17 protein-coding genes and 1 tRNA gene are annotated in these 17,278 nt (G+C 60.8%); 12 read left to right on the plus strand and 6 right to left on the minus strand.

The window, feature by feature from the left end; translation table 11 throughout:
* Positions 1-15: 15 nt before the first annotated feature.
* The 4 genes from queA to AA0535_RS04020 are packed head-to-tail and all read left to right on the plus strand — an operon-like array spanning position 16 to position 3,505.
* Entirely contained in the window at positions 16-1,053 is a 1,038-nt protein-coding gene (gene queA, locus AA0535_RS04005) for a tRNA preQ1(34) S-adenosylmethionine ribosyltransferase-isomerase QueA (RefSeq protein ID WP_264814596.1), read from the plus strand.
* Positions 1,050-2,222: a tRNA guanosine(34) transglycosylase Tgt gene (gene tgt / locus AA0535_RS04010; RefSeq protein WP_264814597.1), complete on the plus strand. Its 1,173-nt coding sequence runs from the start codon at positions 1,050-1,052 to the stop codon at positions 2,220-2,222. The genes queA and tgt overlap by 4 nt, the downstream gene beginning before the upstream one ends.
* Positions 2,223-2,235: 13 nt before the next feature.
* Entirely contained in the window at positions 2,236-3,297 is a 1,062-nt protein-coding gene (gene queG / locus AA0535_RS04015) for a tRNA epoxyqueuosine(34) reductase QueG (RefSeq protein WP_264814598.1), read from the plus strand.
* A complete protein-coding gene (locus AA0535_RS04020) occupies positions 3,290-3,505 on the plus strand; it encodes a ribbon-helix-helix domain-containing protein (protein ID WP_127100596.1) in 216 nt (71 codons plus the stop codon). Before queG ends, AA0535_RS04020 begins: the two co-directional genes overlap by 8 nt.
* Positions 3,506-3,572: 67 nt before the next feature.
* On the opposite strand, the gene AA0535_RS04025 is transcribed toward AA0535_RS04020, so the two are convergent.
* Complete coding sequence (locus AA0535_RS04025) at positions 3,573-3,824, minus strand: hypothetical protein (RefSeq protein ID WP_264814599.1); 252 nt, start codon at positions 3,822-3,824, stop codon at positions 3,573-3,575.
* Positions 3,821-4,258 (minus strand): DUF2778 domain-containing protein, encoded by a 438-nt coding sequence (locus AA0535_RS04030; protein WP_264814600.1) that lies wholly within the window; start codon positions 4,256-4,258, stop codon positions 3,821-3,823. Before AA0535_RS04030 ends, AA0535_RS04025 begins: the two co-directional genes overlap by 4 nt.
* Before the next feature lie 254 nt (positions 4,259-4,512).
* Here AA0535_RS04030 and AA0535_RS04035 point away from each other — a divergent pair, with 254 nt between their 5' ends.
* The 3 genes from AA0535_RS04035 (at position 4,513) to AA0535_RS04045 (ending at position 9,782) form a co-directional block, all read left to right on the plus strand.
* Positions 4,513-7,728, plus strand: coding sequence for a response regulator (locus AA0535_RS04035; RefSeq protein ID WP_264814601.1), 3,216 nt, complete (start codon positions 4,513-4,515; stop codon positions 7,726-7,728).
* A 32-nt stretch (positions 7,729-7,760) separates the two neighbouring features.
* The gene (locus AA0535_RS04040) at positions 7,761-8,588 is read left to right on the plus strand and encodes a TerB family tellurite resistance protein (RefSeq protein ID WP_264814602.1); all 828 of its coding nucleotides are present in this window, start codon (positions 7,761-7,763) and stop codon (positions 8,586-8,588) included.
* 156 nt (positions 8,589-8,744) lie between these two features.
* Entirely contained in the window at positions 8,745-9,782 is a 1,038-nt protein-coding gene (locus AA0535_RS04045) for a sulfite exporter TauE/SafE family protein (protein WP_264814723.1), read from the plus strand.
* Between the two features lie 38 nt (positions 9,783-9,820).
* On the opposite strand, the gene AA0535_RS04050 is transcribed toward AA0535_RS04045, so the two are convergent.
* Positions 9,821-10,972, minus strand: a complete 1,152-nt coding sequence (locus AA0535_RS04050; RefSeq protein WP_264814603.1) for an aldose epimerase family protein — start codon at positions 10,970-10,972, stop codon at positions 9,821-9,823.
* Between the two features lie 361 nt (positions 10,973-11,333).
* Between AA0535_RS04050 and AA0535_RS04055 the strand changes: the two genes are divergently transcribed.
* The 3 genes from AA0535_RS04055 to AA0535_RS04065 are packed head-to-tail and all read left to right on the plus strand — an operon-like array spanning position 11,334 to position 13,598.
* Positions 11,334-12,179 carry an MlaA family lipoprotein gene (locus AA0535_RS04055; RefSeq protein ID WP_264814604.1) on the plus strand — a complete coding sequence of 282 codons (846 nt, stop codon included), beginning with the start codon at positions 11,334-11,336 and terminating at the stop codon, positions 12,177-12,179.
* 12 nt (positions 12,180-12,191) lie between these two features.
* Positions 12,192-12,809, plus strand: coding sequence for an MlaC/ttg2D family ABC transporter substrate-binding protein (locus AA0535_RS04060; RefSeq protein ID WP_264814605.1), 618 nt, complete (start codon positions 12,192-12,194; stop codon positions 12,807-12,809).
* A 54-nt stretch (positions 12,810-12,863) separates the two neighbouring features.
* Positions 12,864-13,598, plus strand: a complete 735-nt coding sequence (locus AA0535_RS04065) for a metallophosphoesterase family protein (protein ID WP_264814606.1) — start codon at positions 12,864-12,866, stop codon at positions 13,596-13,598.
* A 20-nt stretch (positions 13,599-13,618) separates the two neighbouring features.
* On the opposite strand, the gene AA0535_RS04070 is transcribed toward AA0535_RS04065, so the two are convergent.
* From AA0535_RS04070 to AA0535_RS04080, 3 genes are all read right to left on the minus strand, one after another.
* Positions 13,619-14,113 (minus strand): GNAT family N-acetyltransferase, encoded by a 495-nt coding sequence (locus AA0535_RS04070; protein WP_264814607.1) that lies wholly within the window; start codon positions 14,111-14,113, stop codon positions 13,619-13,621.
* Positions 14,114-14,181: 68 nt separating this feature from the next.
* The gene (ettA, locus tag AA0535_RS04075; RefSeq protein WP_023979103.1) at positions 14,182-15,861 is read right to left on the minus strand and encodes an energy-dependent translational throttle protein EttA; all 1,680 of its coding nucleotides are present in this window, start codon (positions 15,859-15,861) and stop codon (positions 14,182-14,184) included.
* Positions 15,862-15,941: 80 nt separating this feature from the next.
* Positions 15,942-16,015, minus strand: a tRNA-Ile gene (locus AA0535_RS04080).
* A gap of 166 nt (positions 16,016-16,181) precedes the next feature.
* On the opposite strand from AA0535_RS04080, the gene AA0535_RS04085 reads away from it, so the two are divergent.
* Both AA0535_RS04085 and ppa read left to right on the plus strand, forming a co-directional pair.
* On the plus strand, positions 16,182-16,487 hold the full coding sequence (locus AA0535_RS04085) for a SelT/SelW/SelH family protein (RefSeq protein WP_264814608.1): 306 nt from the start codon (positions 16,182-16,184) through the stop codon (positions 16,485-16,487).
* Between the two features lie 156 nt (positions 16,488-16,643).
* Complete coding sequence (gene ppa, locus AA0535_RS04090) at positions 16,644-17,165, plus strand: inorganic diphosphatase (protein WP_264814609.1); 522 nt, start codon at positions 16,644-16,646, stop codon at positions 17,163-17,165.
* Positions 17,166-17,278: the final 113 nt, after the last annotated feature.

Here is a 17,278-nt window from a genome sequence, read left to right on the forward strand (position 1 = left end):
TAAACCGGGCCGCCCATGCAGATATCCGATTTCGATTTCGATCTTCCGCGCGAGAATATCGCCCTGGAACCCGCCCGACCGCGCGATTCAGCGCGGCTGCTGCGCGTGGCCGCTGGCCAGCCCCTGAGCGAGGCGCGTATCAGCGACCTCCCCTCCCTGCTGGAGCCGGGCGATCTGCTAGTGGCCAATGACACAGCCGTCATACGCGCCCAGCTTGCTGCACGACGCGGCGAGGCAAAAATCGGCATCACCCTCGACCGTATCCTGAGCGATGGCAGCTGGCACGCGCTGGCGAAGAATGCCCGCAAGCTCAGGCCCGGCGACACGCTGCATTTCGGCAGCGATCCTGTCACGGCCGAGGTCGTCGAGAATGAGGGCGATGGCGCGATCTCCATGCGGTTCTCGGCCGAAGGAGAGGCCTTCGACGACTTCCTCAAACGGGCCGGTGTGCTGGCCCTGCCGCCCTATATCGACCGCCCCACCGGCCCGACCGCGCAGGATGACAGCGACTACGCGACGATTTTCGAGCGCCATAAGGGCGCCGTCGCGGCCCCCACGGCGGGGCTGCATTTCACCCCCGAGGTCCTGGCCGCGCTCGATGCACGCGGCGTGGAGCGTCACACCCTCACCCTGCATGTGGGAGCGGGCACCTTCCTGCCCGTACGTGATGAGATTGCCAGCCATAAGATGCATGCCGAATGGGGCCGCATCGATGCCCAGACAGCGCAGCTCATCAACGACACCCGCGCCAGCGGCAGGAGAATCGTGGCCGTAGGCACCACAAGCCTGCGCCTGCTCGAAAGTGCTGCAGATGAGCAGGGCATCGTGCATCCGTGGGAGGGCGAGACCTCCATCTTCATCAAGCCCGGCTATCGTTTCCGGGCGGTGGACAGGCTGATGACCAATTTCCATCTGCCGCGCTCGACCCTGTTCATGCTCGTCTGTGCGCTGGCCGGCACCGAGACAATGCGCGACGCCTATCGCCATGCGATTGCCGAGGGTTTTCGCTTTTATTCCTATGGAGATGCCTGCTTGCTGGACCGCGCCCCATGACCGAATCCGCCACGAAAATGCAGTGGAAGGCCGAGGCCTGTTGCGGGCAGGCACGTGCAGGCCATCTGCACACCGCCCATGGGACGATCCCGACCCCTACCTTCATGCCGGTGGGCACGGGGGGCACGGTCAAGGCCATGACCATGGATGCCGTGCGCTCGACGGGTGCGGGTATCATTCTGGGCAATACCTACCACCTCATGCTGCGCCCCGGCGCCGAGCGCGTGCGCAAGATGGGCGGCCTGCATCGCATGATGGACTGGTCAGGCCCGATCCTGACCGATTCAGGCGGGTTTCAGGTCATGTCGCTTGGCGCGCTGCGCAAGCTTGATCAGGACGGGGTGACGTTCAACTCCCATATCGATGGCTCCAAGCATCGCCTGACGCCTGAGAGCAGCACCGATATCCAGCATGCGCTCGATGCCACCATCACCATGTGCTTCGATGAATGCCCTGCCCTGCCCGCCACGCCAGAGCGCCTCGAATCCTCGATGGAATTGTCCATGCGCTGGGCGGCGCGCTCGCGCGAGGCCTTCGTGCAACGCCCCGGCTATGGCCAGTTCGGCATTGTGCAGGGTGGCACGGAGCGCGATCTGCGTGCCCGCTCGGCGAAGGCCCTGACCGATATTGGCTTCGAGGGCTATGCCATTGGCGGTCTCGCGGTAGGCGAAGGTCAGGAGCTGATGTTCTCGACACTCGATTTCACCACACCACTCCTGCCGCAGGACCATGCGCGCTATCTCATGGGCGTGGGCACGCCCGATGATTTGCTGGGCGGTGTGGAGCGTGGCGTCGACATGTTCGATTGCGTCATGCCCACGCGCGCAGGCCGCACGGCGCGCGCCTATACCGAGCGCGGCACGCTGAATATGCGCAATGCGCGCCATGCAGAAGACAACCGCCCCATCAGCCCCGATTGCGATTGTCTGGCCTGCTCACGCCATAGCCGCGCCTATCTGCATCACCTCTTCCGTGCCAATGAAATTCTCGGCCCGATGCTGCTGACATGGCATAATCTGGCCTATTACCAGCGGCTGATGCGCCAGATACGGGTTGCCATTGTCGATGGTACCCTGCCGGAAAAAGCGCGTGCCCTGCGCGCGGATTGGGGTGCCGGAGACTGGACACAGGACGAATTCCCCCAGCCGGACTGGCCGCCCGCTCCATGACGCCTCCCACCCCATGAGCAAAAGCATCGAAGACCGCATCGCCGACCATGCGCGGCATCTCGGCTTCGATGCGATCGGGTTCTGCGATGCCTCCCTGCCCGAGGCAGCCCGCGCGCGCCTGAAGCAGTTTGTGGAAGACGGGCGGCACGGCACGATGAGCTGGATGGAACAGCGCATCGACCAACGCGGCGACCCCAAGGCCCTGTGGCCCGAGGTACGCAGCGTGATCTCGCTTGGCCTGTCCTATGCGCCTGAAGCCGACCCCGCCGAAACACTCGACCAACCCGACACGGGCACGATCTCGGTCTATGCCCGCCATCGCGATTATCACGATGTGCTCAAAGGCATGCTCAAACATCTGGCGCAGTTCGTGGTGCGTCAGGATGTCGGTGGCGACGGCACACAGGTGAAGGTCTTTGTCGATACCGCGCCGGTCATGGAGAAGCCTCTGGCCGAGCAGGCTCAGCTTGGCTGGCAGGGCAAGCACACCAATGTCGTCTCACGCGACCATGGATCATGGCTGCTTCTGGGTGAAATCTACACCACGCTCGAACTGATCCCGTCATCACCACGCGCGGGGTCATGCGGCAGTTGCACACGCTGCCTGACCGCCTGCCCGACCGATGCTTTTCCGCGCCCCTATGCGCTCGATGCGCGGCGCTGCATCGCCTATCTCACCATCGAGCATGACGGGCCGATCCCGGTCGAATTCCGCAAGGCCATGGGCAATCGCATCTATGGCTGTGATGACTGCCTCAATGCCTGCCCGTGGAACCGTTTCGCTGCGACCTCACGCCATATGAAGCTTCAACCCCGCGCCGATCTCATGGCACCGAAGCTGGACGATCTGGTCCGGCTGGACGATGCCGGATTTCGCAGCTTTTTCTCCGGCTCGCCCATCAAGCGCATCGGGCGCAACCGCTTCGTCCGGAACGTTCTGATAGCGCTCGGGAATTCCGGTGATCGCGCGCATCTGCCCCTGGTCGCGCATCTGACGCAGGACGAAAGCCCGATTGTCGCTGACGCTGCCGCATGGGCAGAAACCGAATTACAGGAAGCCGCGACGAATGAGTGATCTTGTCAAACGCAGCTTCACATTGTCACGCCATCGCACCAGCATCGCTCTGGAGCCTGAATTCTGGGCCGTTCTGGAAGAGATGAGCGCAGAAAATTCCCTCGCCTCACTGATCGCCAGCATCGATGCGACGCGCCCACCGGAACGCCCGCTCGCCTCGGCGCTGCGCGTGGCTTGTCTGGTTTTCCTGCGCAGCAAAGGACCATGATTCGACAAAACATCTGGTGCCTCGATCCGTCGAGATCCATCCCACCTTCTTATGCATCCGATACCATCTAGCCGCGGCGGCGGCGCATCAGCGCGCCAAGCCCCGTCACGATACCATAGGCCAGAATAAGGCTGACGAGCATCATGGTCGCCATGATGATACTGGCCTGACTCAGGTCCAGACCGAGAGCGTCATTGACATAAAAGACGGGCGATAACACCTTCCAGCTTCGGCCCGACCAGGCAAAATAGTGATGGGTTGCATTGCCCAGAACAAGATAGACAAAAACGGCGACAGGCAGGGTGATGAGCGCTTTCATTTGACTTCCAGCGTCCCGTAAGACCGCATCCCGTTCAGATAGGCAGGAGCCTGCGCGAGCAGGATCTCGCGCAGGCGATAGAAATCATGGGCGTCGGGCAGCGTGATGCATCCCTTGCTGATCCCCCAGAAGCCGACTGGATGCAGCCGGAAAGCCCCGCGTCTGATACCGTTGATCGATGTCTGATCGTCTATGACGCCATCATCGCGGTAGAGGGCGAACCAGTCCTGACGATGGGTGCCCGCGAAGAAATCACCGACATGGTCCCTGACGACACCCAGCCGACCCCCACATTGTCGATCGAGAATATGGTAAAGCCCCAGCGGTAGAGGGCCATTATTCCTGTTATTGGTTGCAGCAGGTCGATTGGTTAAGACGCCGGCCCCGGAATAGGCGGGAAACGAACCATATCCCCCGCAGGTAAGCACCGACACATCTCTCTCGTTGAGATAGAATACGCAATGCGCGGGCAATCGATTTCTCTCCGGTCTTGATGGAAAACCTGTTTCTTATACTGGTCATGTCTTTTGCATTTTCCTGGTCGAAAAGCCATTGCGAGAGGACGTTAGACGCCTTTGTGCCAATCGTGATGCGGTTGGCTTCCGAACCACTGAGCCGCCACTCACCCGATCGTGAGCGAACCCCTAGCCAATGACGATTGTTGTCGATATTTAACGACAACATCATCATGCTCACCTTTGTGACGCTGGGGCTTCATCGATCCATGACGTCTTGCCCATCTGGCGCTGCCACTTCTTCTGACAGCCTCGAAGCCTTCATCGAGGCCGAGATCACGCGTGGCAGCTTTGCCAACGAGCGTGCCATGATCGAAGCGGGTCTCACCCTGCTGCGTGAGACAATGGCCAACGCTGCGAAGAAGGAGGGGATCGCTTTCCCGCCTGCTGGCGGCCAATGCGGTGCGCTCATACGCGGGCTGGACTGGACACAACATGATGTTGGCCCGACACGCACATGGTCCGACCCCCTGAGGGCGACGATTACCAATATCGTCAACTCTCCCGTGGCCAAGATGCTCCTGTGGGGACCGGAACAGATCCTCTTCTATAATGACGCCTTTAGTATCATCGCGGGTGACCGCCACCCCTGTGCACTCGGAACCTCTCTCGTACGGGCTTTCCCTGAGCTTGATGACTGGGCCAGACCCTTCATCCAAGCGGGATTGCGCGGGGAGGCCGACAGTTCCCTCAATCGCAAGATCGGGCTGAACCGCAAGGACCAGATCGAGACGCTGATTCTCGATTTCTATTTCACCCCCGTCTACGAAACGGGTGAAATCCCCAGGGGGGTGCTCTGCACCATCGTCAACAACACTGAACGCGCACTTGCCGAGAAGCGGCTTGCCTCAAGCGAGGCCGAATTGCGGCGCGTGACCGATGCGACGCCCATGCTTGTCGCTTATGTTGACCGGCAACACGTCTATCGTTTTGCTAATGCGCATTATGAAACTTGGCTCGGCCTGCCGCTCGATCGCATCGTCAACCGGCCCGTGACCGAGGTTCTGGGCGAGCGCGTCTATCAGGACCGCCGCCCGGATCTGGAACGCGCCTTGTCCGGCGATCATGTGGTGGCCGAAACACGACTGCCGCAGCAGGACGGCACCTGCCGCCATACTGAATTCCGCTACGTGCCGCATATGGCCGAGGATGGTTCGATACCCGGCGTGCATATTCTGGGCATCGATATCGAGGAGCGCACGAGACGGATCGCCGAGGTCGCAGCGAGCGACAGGCGTTTTCGTACCGCCATGCAGGCCGTCCATGGTGTGCTCTGGACCAATAGTGCCGATGGCCGCATGACGGGCGAGCAGCCGGGATGGGCGGCCCTGACGGGTCAGACCTATGAGGATTATCAGGGATTTGGCTGGGCCAATGCCGTGCATCCCGATGATTCCGCCGCAACGGTTATGGCCTGGAACGCCTCGGTTTCTGCGCGCGCCATGTTCGTCCATGAGCATCGTGTGCGCAGTCGCGACGGTCAGTGGCGAAACTTCGCCATACGTGCCCTGCCCATTCTCGACTCGACTGGCATCATCACCGAATGGGTGGGCGTTCATACCGACATCACCCATCAGCGCGCAGCTGAGGCTGCCTTGCGCGAGCATGCGGAAGATCTTGCCCGTCAGGTGCGGCATCGCCAGAGGGCCGAGGAGCAGCTCCGCAAATTCAACGAAACGCTCGAAAACCGGGTGATCGAGGAAATCGCGGAGCGTCGCCAGGCCGAGGCCCGTCTGGCCCAAGCTCAGAAGATGGAATCGATCGGCAAGCTGACCGGCGGCGTCGCCCATGATTTCAACAATCTGCTGCAGGTCATCAGCGGCAATCTGCAGCTACTGGGGCGCGATGTAGCCGGTAATGCTCGTGCCGAGCGCCACATTGCCAGCGCCATGGGCGGGGTGCAGCGTGGATCGCGCCTTGCCAGCCAGTTGCTCGCTTTCGGGCGGCGTCAGGCACTTGAGCCCAAGATCGTCAATGTGACACGCTTCGTGCGCGGCATGGATGACATGCTGCGCCGCGCCATCGGCGAGGGGATCGAGATCGAGACTGTGGTCTCTGCCGGGTTGTGGAATACCTTCATCGACCCCGCCCAGATCGAGAACGCGCTGCTCAACCTCGCCATCAACGCACGTGATGCCATGGAGGGTCAGGGCAAGCTCACCATCGAGCTGGGCAACACCCAACTCGATGATGCCTATGTGCGCCAGCATGACGACGTGAAGGCCGGTCAGTATGTGATGCTCGCTGTCAGCGACACGGGTTCGGGCATGACGCCCGAAATACTGGCCAAGGTGTTCGAGCCCTTTTTCTCTACCAAGGCTGAAGGCAAGGGCTCGGGGCTTGGTCTGTCCATGGTCTATGGCTTCGTCAAGCAATCGGGCGGTCATATCAACATCTATTCGGAACCCGGCGACGGCACGACCATCAAGCTCTATCTGCCGCGCGCTATGGATGCTGAAGATGTCGAGATCGAGCACCATATGGGGCCGGTCACGGGCGGGACCGAAACCGTGCTCGTGGTCGAAGACGATGACGAGGTGCGTGCGACCGTGGTCGAGATGCTCTCGGACCTCGGTTATCGTGTGCTGAAAACCACCGATGCCGCCAATGCGCTTGTCGTGATCGAGAGCGGCATGCCCATCGACATCCTGTTCACCGATGTCGTCATGCCCGGAACGCTCAAGAGCCCGGAACTGGCACGCCGCGCCAAGGAGCGCCTGCCCAATATCGGGGTGCTGTTCACTTCAGGCTATACCGAGAACTCCATCGTCCATGGTGGACGTCTGGATGCCGGGGTCGAGCTGCTTTCCAAGCCTTATACGCGCGACGCCCTCGCCCGGAAGTTTCGCCACGTGCTTGGCAATCGCGCCCAGCGCAGTGCTGCCGAGACACGCGGCATTCAGGCGTCAACGGGTAACGCAACACCATTGGAGGTGACGCAGGAGGCGCGCGCGCCGTCACAGGCCCTCTGTGTCACGGTACTTTTCGTCGAGGATGACCGGCTTATCCGTCAGACGACGACCGAGATGCTCAGGGACTCAGGGTATCTGACCGTTGAGGCAGCCGATTATGACGAGGCCCTGATCGTTTTGCAGACCATGCCTGTCGATGTGCTTCTGACCGACGTGAACCTTCCTGGTAAATCGGGCAAGGAACTGGCCGAACAAGCGAGAATCCTGCGCCCGGGTGTCGGGATTGTGTTCGCGACCGGTGACAGTCATTCGGTGCAGGGCGATCCCTCCGTGACGATCCTTCCCAAACCCTACGACCTGCCAGCACTGATCAACGCACTGGGTGACTGTCTGCCGCGTCTTGCACCCGACCGGACTGCTCATCAGGAAACGGATACCCCTGCGGGTAGTGCTGCAGATCGTCCAGCCAGCGTTTGAACTCCGCCCTGCCCTCATGCTACCGGTAGGTCATGGCATTCTGGGGTAAGATGTTTGGCGGTGTGGCCGGCTTCGCGGTAGGCGGGCCGATGGGCGCACTCATGGGGGCTGCTCTGGGGCATGCTGCCGACCGGGGGTCGCTGCTCGTAACGCCTGCTGGCGGCTGGCATGAGCACTGGCGTACCAAGGGCGCACCTGATCCCAATGGCGCCGCCTTCATGGCCGCTGCCAAGATGTCCACCCTGCTGGGCAAAACCGACCAGCTCTATGCCATCGGCCTCGTCGCACTCTGCGCGAAGATGGCCAAGATCGATGGTCCCGTGAACAAGGCCGAGATCTCTACGTTTCGCTCTCTTTTCCAGTTCCCGGCCGATAACATGCGTGAGGTCGGCATGCTGTTCGATCGCGCACGCGACCGGACAGATGACTACGAAATGTATGCCCGCGAACTCGGTAAGGGCTTCGCCAAGGATCGCGCGCCGCTCGAGCAGCTTCTGATGGCGCTGTTTGTCATTGCCCGTGCCGATCTTCCTCCGGGCGCGCCGCTCCATCCGGCAGAGACCGCCTTCCTGCAAAAGGTGCATGCGGCATTCGGCCTGCCTCCCGGCGCGTGGGACAGGGCGGAGAGTGGGCGCTCAGGCTCGGCAAGCAACGAGAACGATGCCTATGTCGAACTCGGGCTCACGCGCTCGGCCACGGATCAGGAAGTGCGCACGCGCTGGCGTGTGCTGATACGCGAACATCATCCCGATGTGCTGAGCCAGAAAAATCTGCCCCCCGATGCCATGGCCAAGGCCGCCGATCGCGTAGCGCGCATCAATGCGGCCTGGGACAGGATCAAGCGCGACCGCAAGCTTTGAGCTTGCGCCCTGCGATCGGCCGAGCCCCCCGCGTTGCTCTCTGTCTCAGGCAGACATGATTTGTCGGATAGCTGCGAATAATTCTCAGTTAAGCTCCCTGACCGAAACTCCCGATGCCACAAGGCGCAGGGGAACACGGAAACGGAAAGCCCTGTGATGCTGCTCGTCCCGCTCCTTTTCATTGTGTCCTGCGCAGCCTTCACCATCTCCTCGGTCGCTGGCGGTGGGGCCGGGCTCGTCATCATGCCCATGCTGGGGTTGATGCTGACCGCATCGCGTATCCCGGCAGCTCTCTCCATCGGTACGATGATCAGTACGATGGGCAGAATCGCGACATTCCGGCGCGCCATCATGTGGCGCGTGGTGCTTCTGTTCCTGCCCGCAGCGCTGCCAGCCGCCGCATTGGGCGTTTACTGTTTGCGCCTCATGCCACCCGTCTACCTCGAACTGCTTCTGGGATTGTTCCTGAGTGGCAATGTCGTGCTTCTCCTGCGCCCGCAGGCAACGATCCAGCCCGATCCTGCCTGCTGGCGCAGCCTCCCCGTCATCGGTTTTGCAGCCGGCTTCATCTCGGGATTCACGGGCGCAACGGGCCTCCTGTTCAACCGGTTCTACCAGAAGCTCGGCCTGCAGAAAGAAGCCATCATCGCCACACGCGCCGCCAATGAGGTGCTGCTTCACGCAATCAAGCTGGTGCTCTACGCGCGTTTCGGCCTGTTCGATCACTCCGTGCTCGTGGCCGGGCTGGTTGTCGGGGCCTCGGCCATCGTCGCGCTTCAGATGACCCGTCTGGTTCTACCCCTGCTGACCCACGCCCAGTTCTGCCGCATCGGTCACGCGGCTGCAGCCCTGGCCGGAATCTTCATGCTCGGCAGCGCCGCTCATCAGATCGCGCTGAAAGATGCCATGTCCCTCACCTATGGCCGTGCCCATGGCGAAACCGAACTGGCCATGACCTGGCGGAGTCACAGAGTGGCGCTCGAACTCGAACGCCCTCTCGAACTGGAGGTAAAGCATCGCGTCGCTCTGGCATCAGATCCTGCAACGGGGCGGCATGGCGCTACATTGACTGTGCTGCATCTGGCAGCGGATCGCGGCGTGTTCGTAACGCGGCGCGCTCTGGGAGATCATGATGGAAGAAGAACGGGAGGCGATGGGGCGTTTATTCCCCATCACCACCGCCATAATGCGTGATCTGTGCCCCGAGAGCGGGGCACAGGCATAGGACCGGCTCAGCGTGTCCCGAGCTTGAAGATCGTCGTGTAATCGAAGTGCTGGCCCGGGCGGAGTTCCGTGGTCGGGAACGCGGGGTGGTTGGGGCTGTCGGGATAGTGCTCGGCCTCGAGCGCGACAGCGTCGGTCTGACGATAGGCGCGGTGCGAAATGCCCGCGTATTTCCCGGTCAGCGAATTTGACGTGTAGACCTGCAGACCAGGCTGATTGGTCGATACCTCAAGCGTACGCCCCGAAGCCGGATCGAAAATCACAGCGGCCGGGCGCGGAGCCTTGCCATAAGCGCCATCCACTACCCAGTTATGGTCATAACCACGGGCAATGAGCATCTGGGAGAAATCGCTGCGCAGTCGATCGCCGATGCGCATGGGCTTGCGGAAATCGAGCGGTGTGTTCTTGACCGGAGCAAGTTCTCCTGTCGGGATCGAGGTGCCGTCGGTCGGGGTATAGCGCTCGGCATTGACCTGCAGCACTTCGTTCTCGATCGAGCCCGAGCCTTCGCCATTCAGGTTCCAATAGGAATGATTGGTCAGGTTCAGAACGGTCGGTGCATCGGTGGTCGCCTGGTAATGCAGGCTGAGCGCATTGTTCTCATCGAGGGTGTAGGTCACATTGGTCGTGAGTGTCCCGGGGAAGCCCTGATCGCCATTGGGGCTCACAAGACGCAGCGTGACCGAGGCGCCCTTGGCATTCTTCTTTGTGTCGACGAGCGTCCAGACATGCTTGTCAAAACCGACCTTGCCCCCATGGAGCGCGTTCGGCGGATCGGTCAGATCGGTATGGTAGCTTTTGCCATCGACGGTGAACGTGCCATGCGCCAGGCGATTGGCATAACGACCGATCATCGCACCAAAGAACAACCCGCCCTCTGCTGAGTCCTTGGTATAACCATCGAGCGTGCCGAAGCCGAGAACGAGATCCTGCACATGGCCGGAACGATCCGGCGCCTCGACGGACTGGATGATCCCGCCATAAGTGATGACCCGAACAGTCATACCATGGTCGTTGGTCAGGGTGACGATCTTCACTTCCTGACCGGCAGGGGTCTTGCCCCAGGGTTCTGCCGTCACAGCGGGCGCCGCCTGCGCCGCACCGTCCATCATCCCGACAAGCGCCGCCAGACATACGGCGCTCTTCACTAATACTTTCATGGACAAGGTGCTTCCATCTGTTGATTCGCGGCCACACTGATCGGAGAAATGCTCTGTGTCAAAGTATATAAGGCCCTTCCGCCCCAACCATGCGGCTCTTCAAACGCTAGAGAGGCGGCATGAGTTGGCATCTACAGTCTGGCGTCTGGCAGACATCGTGCTAGAAAACCACGATGCCGCGTCTCTCCCGGGACAGCACGGTCATCTTCTCCCCCGCTGGCAGACGATGTCATGCTGCTCTTTTGAGCGATGCGAAAAGGTAACGAGACCGGGGCTGGATGCCAGCCTCGTACAAAACGATCGTGGGCAGGTGCGCAGTTTCTGGCGCGACCGAGCGCGCTGACACGACTTGGGGATTGCGATGACCGCACCGCTAGGTGATTCCGATAACCGGCTCGATGCCGGATCTGCCGTCGAGAGCAGAACGACACGGCATGAGAAGCGCAAGGGCGGCCGTCTTCTTGTCGGGCTGACAGCCCTCCTCTCCCTGAGCGCCTGCGCGAGCTGGCGTAACCCGCCCCCGAAGGATCCGGAAGCGCTGGCAGACTACAAGGAAGCCAACGACCCTTACGAGCCGGTCAACCGCAAGATGTACGGCATCCAGATGTGGGCCTATCACCACGCGCTGCGCCCCGTGGGCAAGGCCTGGGCATGGGCCGTTCCAAAGCCGATCCGCAACTCGATCGATAACCTGAACCAGACCTGGTACATGCCCACCGTCTTCTTCAGCGATGTCGGTGCAGGCAAGCCGCGTCGTGCTGGCGACGATTTCATGCGTTACGTGATCAACATGACGCTGGGCGCGGCCGGTTTCATCGATGTTGCGACCTCACTGGGCTATCCGCATCACGACAGCGATCCCGGGCTGACGCTGGCAACCTGGGGCGTCCCGAGCGGCCCCTATCTCTTCCTCCCCGGGCTCGGACCGAACACCCTGCGTGACGCGGGCGGCTATGCCATTGCCCAGGGCCTGTCGCCGATCAACTATGTGCCCCGTGGCTACGGCCTTCTGACCTTCAACTGGGCCTATAATATCGCTGGCGTTCTGGGGGGCTTTTCAAGCCATATTGACGAGATCGATCAGGTCGAACAGGATTCGCTCGATCCCTATGCGTTCATCAGAAGCGCCTGGCAGCAGAACCGTCAAAGCCAGGTTGACGCCATACGTAACGACCACCGGGCGACCGTGCCGGACTGGTACAATTAAGGACCTCCCGACATGCTCAAGACCTGCCTCTCCTTTTCCCGCCGCACAGCTCTGGGTGTCCTGACCACGGCGCTCGTCTCGGTCGCGGCCCTGTCCAGCCCCGCCCATGCGGAAGACGCACAGGGCTTCGTCACCTCTTTCGGTGGCAAGCTGGTCGGGATCATCAACAGCGACAAATCCCTGTCCGAGAAGCGCGCCGAAGTGCTGCCTCTGTTGCAGGATAACGTCGATATCGCCACCATCGGCAAATTCTGCCTCGGTCGTTACTGGCGCACCGCGACGCCGGACCAGCAGGCGCAATATCTGAAGCTGTTCCATCAGGTTCTGGTCAACGCGGTGACCGACAAGATCGGCGATTACCGCGGCGTCAGTTTCAAGGTGACCGGCACATCCAATACGACCAATGGCGAACTGGTCAGCGCCCAGATTATGCGTCCTGGCCAGCCCGTGGCCGATATGGGCCTGCTGATTGCCCATGATGGCGGCATGAAAATTGTCGACATGATTGGTGAAGGCACCAGCCTGCGTCTGACCCAGCGACAGGACTACAGCTCTTACCTCGCCCGCAATGGTGGCAATGTCGCCACGCTGATCAGCGCTCTGGAGCGTCAGCTCTCTCACCGCCACTGACCACTGATTCTTATCGTCGGAAGCTGTAACGCTCCCGACGATAAGACCTGCTTCATGGAAATAGCCGTCCTCGCAGACATACACGGCAATCTCGCGGCACTTGATGCCGTCCTGGCAGATTGTGCTCTCCATGGCGTCGACCAGCTGGTTGTTCTCGGCGACCATTTCTCCGGTCCGCTCCTGCCCTTCGAAACAGCCGAAAGACTGATCTCCCTCGCCCCGACTGCTATTGCCGGCAATCACGAGCGGCAGCTTCTCACGCAATCATTGCATGAGATGGGCGAAACAGACCGCTTCACCTGCCAGGCTCTTGCCCCTCACCATTTTGACTGGATGACCGGGCTTCCGGCAACACTTCGGCTGGAGAACGATATCCTTCTCGTTCATGGCACCCCCACCAGCGACACGGCCTATTTCCTTGAAACTGTCTCGGCTGAGGGCCTGCATCCCGCCACGCAGGTAGAAATTGTCGCCCGCGCCGAGGGTACGGACGCCCGCATCATCCTGTGCGGTCATACCCATATCCAGCGCAAGGTGGCATTCGGAGACGGGAGACTGGCAATCAATCCCGGTAGCGTGGGTCTTCCCGCCTATGAGGATACCGAGCCGTTCCCTCATCAGATCAGTAATACCTCTCCGCACGCACGTTACGCACTCCTCAACGACGCAAATGGCGACTGGGCTGCCAGCTTCCATACGGTCGCCTATGACTGGGAGCAGGCGGCACAAATTGCAGAGAGAAATGGCCGACCAGAATGGGCCAGGGCACTGCGTACGGGGCGCCTTTAGGCCGGAGGAGCCCGCCTGTCCTACCTGATTTCATAAACGAGCATCAGATAACCATCGCGCTCGAAGCTTTCCACATGGTGCATGCCGATACTACCCAGCACGATGCGGGAAGGCATGTTGTCCTCGCGGGTGACGCCCACCACGCGTTCCACGCCTGCATCCAGCGCAAAACGCAGCGCTGCACCCGCTGCCTCACGCGCAATACCACGCCCGGCGGCCTCGGGTATCAACGCAAAACGCAGGCCCAGACCGCGCCCGTCGGGACGCTCATGCAGCCCCGTAATCCCCACGAAGCGATTATTTTCGCGAATGGTGAAAATGCCGATGCCGCGCTTTGCCCAGAAAGCGAGGTCATCGGCCATTTCGTCTTCAACCTGCCGAAGCGAGCGCACACCCCCCAGCATACGCCCGAACGAGGCGCCATTGGTCTTGAGGCGAATCATGTCCTGCATGTCGTGCCAGCTCACGGGCTGCAGCACGAGCCGCTGGGTCCGTATCTGACGCCCAAGCGTCACGATACGGACCCGGTCATGACATCGGCAAGGGAGATGTCAGAGAAACGCCGCTCCGACATCCTCATCCCTTAGCGTGCGATGGGGCGATACTTGATACGGCTCGGTTCGGTCGAATCCGGGCCGAGGCGGCGGCGCTTGTCTTCTTCATAATCCTGGAAGTTACCCTCGAACCATTCGACATGGCTATCGCCTTCGAAGGCCAGGATATGCGTAGCAAGACGGTCGAGGAACCAGCGATCATGCGAGATGACCACGGCGCAACCGGCAAATTCCGCCAGAGCGTCTTCGAGCGCGCGCAGCGTGTCGACATCGAGATCGTTGGTCGGTTCGTCGAGCAGAATGACATTGCTGTCCTTCTTGAGCATCTTGGCCAGATGCACGCGGTTACGCTCACCGCCCGAGAGCACTCCAACGCGCTTCTGCTGATCCGAGCCCTTGAAGTTGAATGCCCCGACATAGGCGCGTGACGGCACTGTGCGCTTGCCAAGCTGGATGACATCCGTACCGCCCGAGATTTCTTCCCACACCGTCTTGCTGTCATCGAGCGAGTCGCGGGACTGGTCGACATAACCGAGCTTGACCGTGTCACCGATCTTGAGCGCACCGCCATCCGGCTGATCCTGACCCGTGATCATCTTGAACAGCGTGGACTTACCCGCGCCGTTTGGCCCGATCACGCCCACGATACCACCCGGCGGCAGCTTGAAGTTCAGACCGTCGATCAGCAAGCGATCGCCAAAGCCCTTGGAGAGATTCTCGGCCTCGATGACCGTGCCACCCAGACGGGGGCCGGGGGTGATGACGATATCGGCCGTGCCACCGGCACGCTCCTGACTGGCGGCAAGCATTTCCTCGTATTTGGTGATACGGGCCTTGCTCTTGGCCTGACGGGCCTTGGGCGAGGCGCTGATCCATTCCTGCTCGGCGGCAAGGGCGCGCTGGCGCGAGCTCTCTTCCTTCTCCTCCTGGGCAAGACGCTTGCGCTTCTGGGTCAGCCAGGATGAGTAATTGCCTTCGAAAGGATAGCCACGACCGCGCTCGATTTCGAGAATCCAGTTCGTGACATTGTCGAGGAAGTAACGGTCATGGGTGATGACCATGACGGTGCCCTGATAATCGCGCAGGGTCTTTTCGAGCCAGGCCACGCTCTCGGCATCGAGATGGTTGGTCGGTTCGTCGAGCAGCAGCAGGTCAGGCTTTTCGAGCAGCAGGCGGCACAACGCCACGCGACGGCGCTCACCACCAGAAAGCATGGTGACGGGGCTGTCGGCAGGCGGGCAGCGCAGGGCTTCAAGCGCGATCTCGAGCTTGCGATCGAGCTCCCAGCCGTCGCCGGCGTCGATCTTTTCCTGCAACTCGGCCTGTTCGGCCAGAAGAGCGGTCATTTCATCGTCGGTCATCGGCTCGGCGAACGCCATCGAGATCTCGTTGAAGCGATCCACCGCGTGCTTCAGGTCACCGAAGCCGAGTGCCACGTTCTCACCGACGGTCAGGGACTCGTCGAGCTTGGGCTCCTGCTCCAGATAACCGATGCGCGCGCCTTCGGCGCCCCAGGCCTCGCCGCCATATTCCTTTTCGATACCGGCCATGATCTTGAGCAGCGTGGACTTACCGGCACCGTTCACACCGAGCACACCGATCTTGACGCCGGGGAGGAAGGACAGGGTGATACCCTTGAAGACTTCACGCCCCCCGGGATAGGCCTTCGTCAGGTCCTTCATGACATAGACATACTGATAGGCGGCCATGACGGATCTCCTGATGAAATGGTCGGTCGGAAAAGACGAGAACGCGGCTCGAGTGCGCTCCTGTACGGAGCGAAAACCCCTGCGCCCGGCAGGACTCGAACCCGCAACCAAGCCGTTATGAGCGGCCTGCTCTAACCAATTGAGCTACAGGCGCACAGGTTAGGCTCGGAATCGCGCAATTCCCTTCTTTTTGCAAGACGGCGCGGCAAAGAAATCCGTATTCGCCCCAAATTCCCGGTGTTAGGGAAATCCAGTGTTCGACCACCCGGGACCGGTGGCCAGATTCTTTTCCAACGCCTGCTGCAGTGGGAATGCACCCCATGACGACACAGCCTTCTCTCCCCGATGATTCCTCGAAGCCGCGTATCGCGATACGCTATTGCACGCAGTGCAACTGGATGCTGCGCTCCGCCTGGATCGCGCAGGAGTTGCTTTCCAGCTTCGGAACCGACCTTGGTGAGGTCGCACTGGTGCCGGATACCGGGGGGCATTTCAGCATCACGGTCGGGGACGTGCTTCTGTGGGAGCGCAAACGCGATGGGGGCTTCCCCGGCCCGAAGGAGATCAAGCAGCGTCTGCGCGATATCATCGCTCCGGAGCGGGACCTCGGTCATGTGGACCGCTGAGAAACGCCGAACGATGACGCGTATAGAACACATCAAAACGGAAAAACGTGGCGATGTTAACAATATGTCCGGTACATAACGTTACGGCGTCTGTGCAGCGTCCTGTCGAACCGCTAGGATCGCACCATAAATTCAACCCTTCCAGGAAATGAAGTGATGGACGTCACCAAAATCTCCCCCGGCAAGTCTGTTCCCGACGACATCAATGTTGTCATCGAGATCCCTCAGGGCTCTTCGGTCAAGTATGAAGTCGATAAGGAGAGCGGCGCGGTTTTCGTCGACCGCTTCCTGTTCACCCCGATGAACTACCCGGCTGCCTACGGCTTCATCCCCAACACGCTGGCCGCAGACGGCGATCCGGCTGATGCGCTTGTGCTCGCTCCGGGCCCGATCGTTCCGGGTGCGGTCATCCGTGCACGTCCGATCGGCATGCTGAAGATGGAAGATGAGAGCGGCCAGGATGAGAAGATCATCTGCGTGCCGCATGACAAGATCCATACGCAGTACACCGATGTAAAGACCATCAACGATCTGCCGGAAATCACGCTGAAGGCTATCGGACACTTCTTCGAACGCTACAAGGATCTTGAGCCCAACAAGTGGGTGAAAGTCTCGGGCTGGGAAGGCCCGGAAGAAGCAAAGAAAGCGATTCTTGCAGCACTTGAAGCTGCCAAGTAATCAGCTCTCGCTGTAATAAACAGTGACCGGAAAGACACACCGTCTTTCCGGTTTTCTGTATCACAGGGCTGTGAGGCCATATACCGCCCCAGTCATGTTGCCAAATCTAAATC

Source organism: Asaia krungthepensis NRIC 0535, from assembly GCF_025995175.1.
GTDB lineage: Bacteria > Pseudomonadota > Alphaproteobacteria > Acetobacterales > Acetobacteraceae > Asaia > Asaia krungthepensis.

Excerpts from the sequence above, each read along its gene's own strand:
- queG (WP_264814598.1), top strand. The coding sequence starts at position 2,236 with ATGAGCAAAAGCATCGAAGACCGCATCGCCGACCATGCGCGGCATCTC.
- AA0535_RS04020 (WP_127100596.1), top strand. The coding sequence starts at position 3,290 with ATGAGTGATCTTGTCAAACGCAGCTTCACATTGTCACGCCATCGCACC.
- ettA (WP_023979103.1), bottom strand. The coding sequence starts at position 15,861 with ATGGCCGCCTATCAGTATGTCTATGTCATGAAGGACCTGACGAAGGCC.
- tgt (WP_264814597.1), top strand. The coding sequence starts at position 1,050 with ATGACCGAATCCGCCACGAAAATGCAGTGGAAGGCCGAGGCCTGTTGC.
- AA0535_RS04065 (WP_264814606.1), top strand. The coding sequence starts at position 12,864 with ATGGAAATAGCCGTCCTCGCAGACATACACGGCAATCTCGCGGCACTT.
- AA0535_RS04040 (WP_264814602.1), top strand. The coding sequence starts at position 7,761 with ATGGCATTCTGGGGTAAGATGTTTGGCGGTGTGGCCGGCTTCGCGGTA.
- AA0535_RS04085 (WP_264814608.1), top strand. The coding sequence starts at position 16,182 with ATGACGACACAGCCTTCTCTCCCCGATGATTCCTCGAAGCCGCGTATC.
- ppa (WP_264814609.1), top strand. The coding sequence starts at position 16,644 with ATGGACGTCACCAAAATCTCCCCCGGCAAGTCTGTTCCCGACGACATC.
- AA0535_RS04050 (WP_264814603.1), bottom strand. The coding sequence starts at position 10,972 with ATGAAAGTATTAGTGAAGAGCGCCGTATGTCTGGCGGCGCTTGTCGGG.
- AA0535_RS04045 (WP_264814723.1), top strand. The coding sequence starts at position 8,745 with ATGCTGCTCGTCCCGCTCCTTTTCATTGTGTCCTGCGCAGCCTTCACC.
- AA0535_RS04035 (WP_264814601.1), top strand. The coding sequence starts at position 4,513 with ATGCTCACCTTTGTGACGCTGGGGCTTCATCGATCCATGACGTCTTGC.
- AA0535_RS04055 (WP_264814604.1), top strand. The coding sequence starts at position 11,334 with ATGACCGCACCGCTAGGTGATTCCGATAACCGGCTCGATGCCGGATCT.
- AA0535_RS04025 (WP_264814599.1), bottom strand. The coding sequence starts at position 3,824 with ATGAAAGCGCTCATCACCCTGCCTGTCGCCGTTTTTGTCTATCTTGTT.
- AA0535_RS04060 (WP_264814605.1), top strand. The coding sequence starts at position 12,192 with ATGCTCAAGACCTGCCTCTCCTTTTCCCGCCGCACAGCTCTGGGTGTC.
- queA (WP_264814596.1), top strand. The coding sequence starts at position 16 with ATGCAGATATCCGATTTCGATTTCGATCTTCCGCGCGAGAATATCGCC.